The sequence below is a fragment of the Sphingomonas sp. GW821-FHT10F09 genome, assembly GCF_058809195.1.
This window is the reverse complement of the sequence record NZ_JBXASI010000010.1, coordinates 32,658-43,595: the sequence shown is the minus strand read 5'-3', so window position 1 is coordinate 43,595 and position 10,938 is coordinate 32,658. Positions and strand designations below refer to the sequence as shown.

Here is a 10,938-nt window from a genome sequence, read left to right as displayed (position 1 = left end):
CGGTCCGCGCCGCTTAGGCGGCTACGGGCGGCGCCGGTGCGGTGACCCCCATGTCGGAACCGGCACCGCGCTCGTCGGGCATGGCATGCCTGTTCCGGATCAGCTGTCGCGGCGACAAAGCGTGCCAGCGGCGGCAGGCGCGGGCATAGCTGCTCTGTTCGGCATAGCCGAGCATCGTCGAGATCTGCGACACCTGCAACGCGGTCGCGGACAATTCCCATGCCAGTTCGCGCCGGACATCGTCGAGGATCGCCTCGAACGGCATGCCCGCCTCCGCCAGCCTGCGTTGCAGCACGCGCGGGTGCAGCCCGATCGCGTCGGCGGTGGGGATCAGCGCGGCATGCCCCAGCCGCATCAGGCGGTGGATCGTCTCGCGCACATAATCGACCAGCGGCAGATCGTGGCCGCTCTGTGCCAGATAGTTTTCCGCCAGTTCCAGCGCGGCGGCATCACGGCCACGGATCGGCTGTTCGAGCAGGTGCGCGGCGAAATGGAAGGCGTTCTCGGGCGCCCCGAATTCCACCGGACAGCCGAAGAACGTGCGATAGCGTTCGGGGGAGGAGAGGCGCTGGTGCTGCATGGTGATGCGCAACGGCAGGAAGTCGTCGCCGATCATCAGCCGGAATGCGCCCAAAGTCACCGCCAGGCTCTTCTCGATGATCTGCGCACGATGTGCGACCTGACGCAGCGCGATGTCATAGGTGAAGACGGCGCTATGCGTGCCCCGCTTGAGCGTCGCGACATCGGGCGGCGCGCAATGGTGGAGGTAGCGGCACACGCCATCGATCGCACCCGATACCGTTTCCGCATTGCGGATCAGGACCGCGACCGGCCCGAGGATGTCGATCCCCTGCTTCACCGCGAGGAGCAGGCCGAAATCCTGCCGGTGCAGCTCCGTCGTCGCCGCACCGATCACCGCGGCGACCCCCCGGTACGAGATGAGGCGACGGCCGTCGCCCGCGGCCGCCGGATCGATGCCATGCGCCTGCATGAGCCGGTCGGGATCGCCGCCGAGGCTCCTGACGAGCGGTGCGAAGTGCAACAGCGCGGTTCCGGCGATCAGATCGGCCATAGTCGCCAAAAGATAAACAATAATCGCCTAATGGCAAGTCAGCTACTCGGCGCTGCGTCATCATCCGAGCCGGACCGGACATAATAACCGGCGGAGAGGGTGGAGAGATGCAATCGATGACCCGTGCCACGCGCACGGACGTCCATCGGCGCGCCGCTGCGGGGGGAGCCGCAGGACCGCCGCCGATCGGCGCATGCCCCGTCGCATCGGGCGATGCCCCCCGTCGGACTGCCGCCCGCGCGCGCCGCGCCCGGCCCCAGATCGAAACCGACATTCGCACAACGACAAGGGGGAGACGACATGCTCAATCGGCATAATTGCTCATATGGCGTGCTGGCCGCGCTGATCCTGCTGCCGACGGCGGTGCATGCGCAGACGGCGCCCGCGCCCGCATCCGCCGGTGCGCAGGAGGCGCCCCCGATGCCGGATGCGACGACGGGCGTCACCGAAGGCGACATCATCGTCACCGCCCAGCGCCAGTCGCAGGGCCTGCAGAAAGTGCCGATCGCGGTGTCCGCCTTCACCGCCGAGACCTTGACCCAGCAACAGATCGTCAATCCGCTGGCGTTGCAGCAAACGCTGCCATCGGTGACGTTCACGAAGACCAACTTCAGCGGCGGCAGCTTCACGATCCGCGGCATCGGCGACCTGTGCGTCGGCGTCACCTGCGACCAGGCCACCGCCGCCCATGTCAACGACATGCCGTTGCAGGACACGCGCATGTTCGACGCCGAATTCTTCGATATGGAGCGGATCGAGGTACTGCGCGGCCCGCAGGGGACGTTGTTCGGGCGCAATGCGACGTCGGGCGTGGTCAATTTCATCACCGCCCGGCCGGGCTTCGCCGCGATCGGGGCGGCGGGCGAGGTCGAATACGGCAATTTCGATTCGAAGCGGGTACGCGGCATGCTCAATCTGCCGCTGTCGGACACGATCGCCGTCCGCGTCGCGGGCACGTATCTGAATCGCGACGGCTTCACGCGCAACCGGTTCGACGGACGCGACATCGATGGCCGCGACCTCTACGGCGTGCGCGGCACCGTGTCGTGGCAGCCGGGCGCCAGCACGCGGATCGACGTGATGGCCTATTATTCGCGCGAGAACGACGATCGCGCGCGCGTCCAGAAGCAATTGTGTCATCGCGATCCGACCGGAATCCTCGGCTGCCTGCCCGACCGGTTGGGTAACGACGTGCCCAACGGCAACGCACTCATCAATACGATCGCGACCAGCCGCGAATTCCTGTCGCTGGCGGCCCCGCCGCTCGTCCCCTTCGCGCTGGCCAGCGTCTACGGCAGCGATCCCAATCTCGGCCTGTCGAATCCGGCAGATCCGCGGACGGTCGATGTCGACGTCGCGCCGACCTATCGCGCGACCGAGCAGCAATATGTGATGAAGCTGCGCCAGGATCTCGGCAGGATCGCGCTGACCGTCACCGGCGGCTACAGTTCGGACACGCTCGCCTCCACTGCGGATCTGTACCTTTCCACGCAACGGCCGCTCGCGGGCAATGCCGGGCTGGTCGCGCTCGACACCCTGGCGCGACCGGGCTCGCCCTATGCCTTCCTCGGGGCGGTGCGATCGCGCCTGATCCCCAACGGCGCTGCCGGCAGCGTCTGCCAGTCGGCGCTCGACCCCAGCGGCATCGGCCTGTTCGGCGGCAGGAGCGTCGGCTGCACCCCGCAAAGCCTCGACGGCCACGACCTCGGCGCGACCGTCGCGTGGAGCGCCGCCTGGACCCGCCCCGACGTGTTCCGCGCGGTGGCGGGGATGAGCGTGCCGTTCGGCGGACGCGGCCTCGCCGCGCTGCCGGGCGCGCCCTTCGGCGAGCGGCGCCCGCATGCGGTGCAGGCGGACATCGCCGGGCCCGACCGCATGTTCTACCACGAATATTTCGCGCAGGCGGGCGGCATCGCCGCGATCGAGGCGGAGCGGGACATCCGCCGCTGGCTGACCGCGGCGCTCTATTCAATGTCCGCGGACCGGCCGTTGCCGCCCGAGCTCGCCGGGGTCGATCTCACCACCCTGCCGGCGCCGGCCCTGCTCGCATTCGTCCGTGCCGCGATGAGCATACCGCGTCCCGGTACGATCGATGCGATCATCGACCTGCCCGCGGCCTTGCCCGCGTGGCTGACCGCCGCGGTGCTCGACCATGCGGTCGCCGAGCTCGAATATGGCGGGCTGGCGGGGCCGCTCAATCATTATCACAATGGCGAGATCGACTGGGAGACGCTCGGCGCGTTCGGCGATCGGCCGATCACCGTGCCGGCGCTCTACATCGGCGGCGACCGCGATATCGTCACGATCTGGGCGCAGGAGGCGATCCGCCGCGCGCCGGAGCGGGTCGCGGACCTGCGTGGCCGGATCGTCGTCCCACAGTGCGGCCACTGGATCCAGCAGGAACGGCCCGCGCCGGTCAACGCCGCGCTGCTCGACTTCCTCGCCACCCTCTGACCGCCGATCGGCTGGCTGTGGGCCGCCCGCTCGCCGTGTCGGGTTGTTACCGAACGCGCATCGGTGCGAGGCGCGTGCGGACGAGGCGATCGAACGTCGTCAGCGGGCACAGGCGGGGGCATCCGCGGATCTTGAGCGGTGCGAGCGTGACCTGTGGCGCGAGCGTGCGCAGCGTCGCGAGCGGCTGCGCCTGATAGAAGAGGCGGACGTAGCGGACGCCCGACTTGCGATGGCGCAGTCGCTCGACGACGATCGCGCCGCCCGGGGCGACGTCGTTCACGGCATAGCCGGGCGCGACGAGATCGACGCCCAGCGTGGCGGCGAACGCAGTGACGTTGGTATCGTGGCCGACGAGCAGGTCGAGGGCGGGGCCCTGCCGGTCCGCGAGGGCGGCGAGCATGTGGCGGGCGAGGACGGCGGACTGGTGTGCGGCCATGTAGGGCGGGCGGGTGAAGACGTCGAACAGCGCGGCGTGGAGCGCGCCGACGCGGCGCAACGTCGCGGGATCGGCGCGGCCCCAGCCGACCTGCTGGGGCGCGAACCCTTCCGCCTGTTGCAGCAGCAGCACCTGCGCGATGCCGGAGGTCGCGCGGATCGGGCCGGCGAGATCGATGCCGCGGCCGTCGCGCGACGGCGTCACCCGCGAGGCGCCCCAGTCAGCGCAGGCGATGGTTGTGCCGCAGCCCATGACGCGGTCGAGCAGGCGGATGGCGCCGGCACGGCGGCGGGCCAGCGTGTCGACGCCCCCCGTATGGCGCTCGATCGCGGCGATGGCGGTGGCGGCGTCGAAGTCGGTCGCGCCGGCGCGGAGCGGTTCGAAGATGGGATCGACGTCGGGATCGGTCCGATGCGCGACCGCGATCGTGCATCCCGGCGCGAAGCCGCGCGCGAAGGCCGCGCCGCTGTCGATCGTGCGGACCGCGGTGTTGGCGCGGATTCGCACCGCCGGGCAGCCGGTGCGCGGCACCAGCGCCAGCCGCGACCAGCGGTGCCGGTCGAACGCGCCGAGCAACGCCATCGCCTGCGCGCCGCGACCGGTCAGCCGGCTTTCCGCGACCGGCCAGCGCGGCCATGGCTGCGCGGTCCGCGTCGCCGCGGGGACCTCGCCGTCGAGCGGCGCGCGTACCCCGTGGCGCATCAGCACAACCGCCTTGTCGAGCACCAGCGTCGACCCGGCCTGCGGCGACGCGGCTGCTGACGGTGCCGGCGCGAGGGCGGCCGCGAGGATCGCGGCGAGGCGCAGGAGGATCGGATGATGGGTCATCGTCGCGCGATGGCGCATCGATTCGACGGTTTGATGACACTCGCACACAAATATATCTCAAACCGCCAGAATCATCGGTCGGCCACGGATATCATCAGAATACACTCAAATAGTCATCACCCTGTCATGCGGCGTCTCTAGCGGCCCGTCGCAGCGGAGCCGGCAAGGCTCGCATTTCCGCATCCAGGGGGACTTCATGACCGTTTCGACCGTGCGCGTTCGCGCACTCCATCTTCTGTGCACATCGGCGATCGGCCTGCTCGCCTGCGCCCCGGCATGGGCGGCGCCCGCCGATCCGGTCGCCGATCCGCTCGTGACCGCCGCGCCGCTGGCCGCCGGTCCCGTCGCCGCCGACGAGGATCCGCAGCAGGGCGACATCGTCGTCAGCGGCCGCCGCCGGGCGATCGCCACCGCGCAGGACGACCAGCTGAAGAGCCAGTCGTTCGCGACGATCGTGTCGGGCGAGGAACTGCGCGCACAGCCGCAGCAGAATCTCGCGGATCTGCTGACCCGGCTGCCCGGCCTGTCGTCGGCGGTCGACCAGTCGCGCAACGCGGCCGGCACCGGCGAGGCGCAGTATCTGTCGATCCGCGGCCTCGACAATGCCTATAACGCCTATATGTTCGACGGCGTCCGGCTGGCGCAGACCGATGCGCGGACGCGCGCCATTTCGATGAACCTGCTGTCGCCCTTCGCGCTCGCCGAGGTGCGCGTCGACAAGGCGCCGACCGCGGCGCTCGACGGCGATGCGATCGCAGGCGTGATCGACCTGCGCACCGCATCGGCCTTCGCGCTGCCCGAGCATCACGTCCAGATCCGCGCGCAGGGTCAGGTGGCGGGCCGCGCCGCGGCGCGCGACCAGGACCCGTGGGGCGGGACGGTGCAGGCCGAGACCGCGCAGCGCCTCGGCAACATCGGCGTCTATGCCTCGGCTTATTACGGCCGGAAGAGCATCCTCGGTGAATCGACCGCGATGCAGCACGACTGGGAAAAGTATAACAACGCCATTCCCGGCATGATCCGCGACAATCTGGACAATATTGCGCCGCGCGGCGTGCAGTGGAACGTGTTCCGCAACCGGATCGAACGCGTCGGCGGCACGCTGAACCTCGACTGGAAGGGCGACGATCTCGACCTCTATTCGCGCACGACCTATGGCCGCTACAAGCTGAAGAGCTACATGGACCAGACCGCGCTGCGCCAGACCGATCTGGCGCCGGGGCAGGTCAATCCCAATCCGGGCGGGCGCGGCAGCTATGACGCGGCGGGCTTCCGTGCCGATTACGGCGTGACCGCGACCGCCTATCACCGCACCGAACATTCGAACCAGCAGCTGTTCTCGACCAAGCTCGGCGGGCAGTCGCGCGCCGGGGCGCTGACCTTCGACTATCATGTCGCCTATTCGCGCGGCGAGCAGGATTATCCGCTGCGCATCCAGTCGGGCTTCGCGACGCCGCCCTACGTCAATGCGGCCGGCACCGGCATCGCGACCGAGCGGCTGGTGACCAGCATCGGCGACCGCACCACGCCGCAGGTGGTGCTGTCGAACGGTGCGAAGACGGCGCTGATCGATCTTGCGAAGATCAGGCAATGGTATGTCACCGCGCAGTTCGAGAATGCGTGGGAACGCCGCCTGGAAGGGCAGTTCGACGGCAACTGGAAGCTGGCCGACGAGGGGCTGGTGTCGCTGTCGGCGGGTGCCAAGGTGGAAGGATCGAAGCGCTATTCGAACAGCCTCGGCGACGACGGCGCGCTGCAATATACCTTCCCGCTCGCCAATGGCGCCAATTCGCCGCGCTATGCCGCGACCGGCCCCAGCGTCGCCGACACGCCGGGCACGGTGATGAACGGCTTCATGCACAATGGCGCGCAGGTGCCGATCAAGCTGCTCGACCGCGCGTATATCGAGGAGCAGGTGCGCCGGCTGTCGCTGTCGAAGCTGCCGGGGGTGAACCCGGTGCTGTTCGACGAGAACCGGCTGGACGGCAGCGAGCAGCGGATCGGCACCTATGTGCTCGCCAACCTCGCCTTCGGCGACCTGTCGGTGATCCCGGGCGTCCGGTACGAATTCAACCGGTTCGAGGGGACCTATTCGCAGGATCAGGGGACGGGCCGCGCGTTCGTCACCAGCGCCCGGAACTACAGCCAGTGGCTGCCGAGCGTGATCGCGTCGCTGCGCCCGAACGACCGGACGGTGTATCGTGCCTCGGTCCGCAAGAGCTATTCGCGGCCGGCGTTCGACCTGCTGCTCGGGCCGACGGAGATCGGGCGCAACGATGCGGGCCAGATCGATTCGGTGTTCATCCCCAACCCCAATCTCGACGCGGTGGAATCGTGGAACGTCGATGCGTCGGCGGAATACAAGGGCGAGGGCACCGACTTCTTCTCGCTCGGCCTCTTCTACAAGCGGCTGAACCACGTGCTGTTCGCGACGGGCACGACCAACGCCGGCGGCGATTATAACGTCTGGTCGAACACGACGCCGACGTCGATCGACGGGGTCGAGGTCTCGACGCTCGACACCAGCGCCAAGGGCAAGGTCTATGGCATCGAGGGCTTCGCGCGGTACAGCTTCAAGGGGCTGCCGGGCGTGTTCGACGGGCTGGGCGTCAGCGGCAACGTCACCGTCCAGCGGGCGAACGCGCGGGTGCTGGTCAACGGCCAGATGCGCGACCAGCGGCTGACCCAGGCGCCGCGGCTGATGTACAATGCCGAGCTGTTTTATGCGCGCGGCCCGATCCAGGCGGCGGTGAATTACAATTACACCGGCAACCGCCTGTACGACCTGCGGTCGAGCCGGCCGGACACCTATATCCAGCCGGTCGCCAAGATGAATGCGGTCCTGTCCTATGTGTTCAGCGACGGACTGACCGCGGGCGTCTCGGTCGAGAACGTGCTCGATGCGCACAATTACTGGGCGACGACGAGCGAGCGGCAGGCGTATCTGTCGAACGATCGCAAGGGCGGCTATGTCGAAACCGGCCGCGTCTATATGATGAACCTCGCCTACCGGTTCTGACCGGCGAAGGGGGGCGCTTTCCGGTCGGGAAGCGCCCCCTTTTTCCTTATCGGCAGTGCGCGGTCGCCGGATCGCAGCGGGCGAAGGCGCCGCCGGGCAATGCGGCGCGATAGGCATAGCCGACCGGATCGGGAATGCCGTCATAGGCATCGGTGCTGATCCATTGCGCACCCGATGCGACCGCGGCGTCGAGCCGGCGCCGGTCGCCGGTGCGGACCTCCGCCATGCCCGCGTCGGCGCGGGTGCGGACGAGGAAACCGGCCCGGACGAGGCGGCGGATGCGGTCGCCTTCGGCAATCGGATCCTGGATGTTGAAGACCGCGGCCTCCGCCGCGGTTTCGTCGTAGAAGCCGAACATCGCGCGGCCGGCGAGCGCGGGATGGCCGGCGCGATAGGCGTCCTCATGCGCGGACGAGCCGTCGAGCACGAACAGGAAGCGGCCCGCGGCCTGCGCGAGCGTCGGCCAGCGGTGCGCGCGGACGGCGGCGCGCAGCGTCGGGGCGGTGCCGCGAACGGAGTCGGGGGCAATCAGCCGCGCGCTGCCGATCGTCGTGCGGATGTCGGCGTCGAGCGCATCGAGCGCGGCGGCGTCGAACCGCGTGCCGCCCGCATCGCCGGTGTTGACCAGCACGATCACCGGCGTGTGGCCGGCATGCGCGTCCGACCAGCGGCGCAACACCGACAGGCAGGCGCGGAACGTCGGGCAATGCGCGTCGGTATCGATCCCGGCGATGTGGAGGACCTTCGCGCCCGGCGCGGCCATCGCAGCGCGGGTGTCCGCATCGGCGTCGGCATAAGGCGCGGCATGGGCGCCGCCGTGCGGATCGGGTGCGACGTCGAGTTCGATCTGGCGCAGGCCGAGTGCGAGCTGCGTCTCGAGCGGGGGATGGCCATAAGCGAGGGCGGGCCATTCGGCGGGCAGCGCGGCGGCGATCCGCGCGCGGGCGGCGGGCGAGGGATAGGGGCGGTAGCTGTTGTGCGAGCCGAGCAGCTGCACCTGATCGAGGCGCAAGCCGGGCATTGGCGTCGCCGCGGTGGCGAGCCCGGCGAGGAGCGCGAGCGTGCGGATCATGCCGCACCGCTCAGGGCGGGTTCGCTGATGCCGGGCGCGCCGGTCTCCCAATGGCCGGCGAGCCGGTGCGTCGAATCGCCGGCGGTGACGGTGACGTCGTACCAGCGGTGCGCCGGCTGGCGCGCGAGGGCGATCGTCGCGCGGGCGCCCGCGGCGAGCGTGATGCGATCGACATCCGGCTCGGCATAAGCGGAATGCAGCGCGATCGTCGCGGTGGCGGTGCCGCGATTGCGCAGGCGCAGGACCGTGCGCTCGCCCTCGAAGGCGATGCGGCTCTCGATCCGCGCGGGGCCGGCGTAGCTGCGGTGGAAGCCGTTGGGGCCGCTGACGACGAGCGGGCGCGGGGCGTGCCAGCGATCGGTCAGGCTGCGGCGGGCGCCGACGGTATAGTGGCGCGGGCTGCCGTCGTCGGCGGCGCCCGCGACGCCGAACACCGCGCCCTGCGGGCCGCGATTGTGGAAGGCGAGCGACAGCGTATCGCCCGCCCACGCCGGCACGACGTCGAGGTCGTAGGGCAGGGCGCGGGCGGGGCGGGTGCCGGGTTCCTGCCGCGCGGGCGGCGGGGCGGTCGCGACCCTGGGTGGCGCCTGCCGGCATGCGGCATCGCTGGCGGCGACATAGCCGGTCGCGGCGGGCAGCGCGGCGAGCCAGCCGGTGTCGCGGCGCGCGTCGGGCGCCACCGCGAAGTCGAACAGCGAGGTCAGGTCGCCGCAGACGGTACGACGCCACGGGCTGATATTGGGCTCCATCACGCCGAAGCGTCGTTCGAGGAAGCGCAGCACCGAGGTGTGATCGAACAGCTGCGAATTCACCCAGCCGCCGCGCGTCCACGGCGACACGACGATCAGCGGCACGCGCACGCCGAGCCCGACCGGTTCGCCGGCATGGATCTCGCCGCGCAACGCGACGGTGCTCGCGCCCATGCCGGGCAGCGTCGCGGGCAGCGGCGGCGTCATGTGATCGAAGAAGCCGTCGTTCTCGTCATAGTTGAGGATGAACGCGGTCTTCGCCCAGACGTCGGGATGGGCCGCGAGCGCGGCGACCAGCGCGGCGGTGAGCGCCTGGCCATAGGCGGGCGGCGCGTCGGGATGTTCGGACATGTGGAACGGCGCGACGATCCACGACACCTGCGGCAGGCGGTCCGCCGCGACATCGGCGGCGAAGGCGCGGACGAGGTGCTCGCCGCGCGACGCATCGGCGTTCGCCGCGGTCGATCCCGGCACCCAGGCGCGGGCGCGGGCATACGCGGTGGAGGCGGGGTCGAGCCCGCGATACTCGGCGAAATAGCCCAGCGGGTTGTCCGAGTAATTGTCATATTCCTGATAGACGCGCCACGTCACCCCGGCGGCGTCGAGCCGCGCAGCATAGGGCGTCCAGCCGAGCCCGGCGCTGGCATCGTCCTTTGCCATGTCGGCACCGGGATTGGGATCGACGCCGTCGTTGGTGACGTTGAACGCGCCCTCGCGCCCGACGGTCAGCCCGCTGGTGCCGGTCCAGTGATAGAGGCGGTTCGGCCCGGTCGGGCCATGGACGGAGGCGTGATAGGCGTCGCCGATCGTGAACTGGTCCGCCAGCGCGTGATAATAAGCGAGATCGTCGCGGGTCAGATATCCCATGGCGAACGGCCCCTTTTCCGGGACCCACACGTCCCAGTTGCGCCAGCGCGCGTGGCTGCCCTTCCAGCTGTGGTCGAGGCCCTGCATGCAGCCCGCGCCGGTGGTGCGCGTGTCGAGCCGGAACGGGCGGACGGTCGCGCCGCCGGCCGTGGCGTCCTGCGCCTGCTCCCACACGCTCGTGCCGGCGGGTGATGTGGCGGGGCGCGGATCGCCGAAGCCGCGGACGCCGCGCAACGTGCCGAAATAATGATCGAAGGAGCGGTTCTCCTGCATCAGGATGACGACATGTTCGACATCCGCGAGCGAACCGGCCGGCGCGCGCGGGACGCGACCGGTGGCCCGGGCGGCGGCGGACAGGGTAGTGGACAGGGCGGTGCCGGCGAGGAAGGCGCGGCGGTGGACGATGGGGCTTCGCATCCGGTTCGCTTGCGGCAGATTGAT

6 protein-coding genes are annotated in these 10,938 nt (G+C 69.9%); 2 read left to right on the top strand and 4 right to left on the bottom strand.

The window, feature by feature from the left end; translation table 11 throughout:
• Positions 1 to 13: 13 nt before the first annotated feature.
• Positions 14 to 1,072, bottom strand: coding sequence for an AraC family transcriptional regulator (locus tag AC1RTO_RS19115; RefSeq protein ID WP_493162430.1), 1,059 nt, complete (start codon positions 1,070 to 1,072; stop codon positions 14 to 16).
• A gap of 300 nt (positions 1,073 to 1,372) precedes the next feature.
• Between AC1RTO_RS19115 and AC1RTO_RS19110 the strand changes: the two genes are divergently transcribed.
• Positions 1,373 to 3,526 carry a TonB-dependent receptor plug domain-containing protein gene (locus AC1RTO_RS19110; RefSeq protein WP_493162429.1) on the top strand — a complete coding sequence of 718 codons (2,154 nt, stop codon included), beginning with the start codon at positions 1,373 to 1,375 and terminating at the stop codon, positions 3,524 to 3,526.
• 46 nt (positions 3,527 to 3,572) lie between these two features.
• Here AC1RTO_RS19110 and AC1RTO_RS19105 read toward each other — a convergent pair whose 3' ends face one another.
• Complete coding sequence (locus AC1RTO_RS19105) at positions 3,573 to 4,790, bottom strand: histidine-type phosphatase (protein ID WP_493162428.1); 1,218 nt, start codon at positions 4,788 to 4,790, stop codon at positions 3,573 to 3,575.
• Between the two features lie 196 nt (positions 4,791 to 4,986).
• On the opposite strand from AC1RTO_RS19105, the gene AC1RTO_RS19100 reads away from it, so the two are divergent.
• Positions 4,987 to 7,809 (top strand): TonB-dependent receptor, encoded by a 2,823-nt coding sequence (locus AC1RTO_RS19100; protein ID WP_493162427.1) that lies wholly within the window; start codon positions 4,987 to 4,989, stop codon positions 7,807 to 7,809.
• Between the two features lie 46 nt (positions 7,810 to 7,855).
• Here the strand turns inward: AC1RTO_RS19100 and AC1RTO_RS19095 are convergent, their stop codons facing one another.
• Complete coding sequence (locus tag AC1RTO_RS19095) at positions 7,856 to 8,881, bottom strand: Ca2+-dependent phosphoinositide-specific phospholipase C (RefSeq protein WP_493162426.1); 1,026 nt, start codon at positions 8,879 to 8,881, stop codon at positions 7,856 to 7,858.
• Positions 8,878 to 10,914, bottom strand: a complete 2,037-nt coding sequence (locus AC1RTO_RS19090) for a phosphocholine-specific phospholipase C (RefSeq protein ID WP_493162425.1) — start codon at positions 10,912 to 10,914, stop codon at positions 8,878 to 8,880. The genes AC1RTO_RS19095 and AC1RTO_RS19090 overlap by 4 nt, the downstream gene beginning before the upstream one ends.
• Positions 10,915 to 10,938 lie beyond the last annotated feature (24 nt).

What these genes read in the sequence shown, in the direction of transcription:
- AC1RTO_RS19115 (WP_493162430.1), bottom strand. Translation starts at nt 1,072, where the DNA reads ATGGCCGATCTGATCGCCGGAACCGCGCTGTTGCACTTCGCACCGCTC.
- AC1RTO_RS19110 (WP_493162429.1), top strand. Translation starts at nt 1,373, where the DNA reads ATGCTCAATCGGCATAATTGCTCATATGGCGTGCTGGCCGCGCTGATC.
- AC1RTO_RS19105 (WP_493162428.1), bottom strand. Translation starts at nt 4,790, where the DNA reads ATGACCCATCATCCGATCCTCCTGCGCCTCGCCGCGATCCTCGCGGCC.
- AC1RTO_RS19100 (WP_493162427.1), top strand. Translation starts at nt 4,987, where the DNA reads ATGACCGTTTCGACCGTGCGCGTTCGCGCACTCCATCTTCTGTGCACA.
- AC1RTO_RS19095 (WP_493162426.1), bottom strand. Translation starts at nt 8,881, where the DNA reads ATGATCCGCACGCTCGCGCTCCTCGCCGGGCTCGCCACCGCGGCGACG.
- AC1RTO_RS19090 (WP_493162425.1), bottom strand. Translation starts at nt 10,914, where the DNA reads ATGCGAAGCCCCATCGTCCACCGCCGCGCCTTCCTCGCCGGCACCGCC.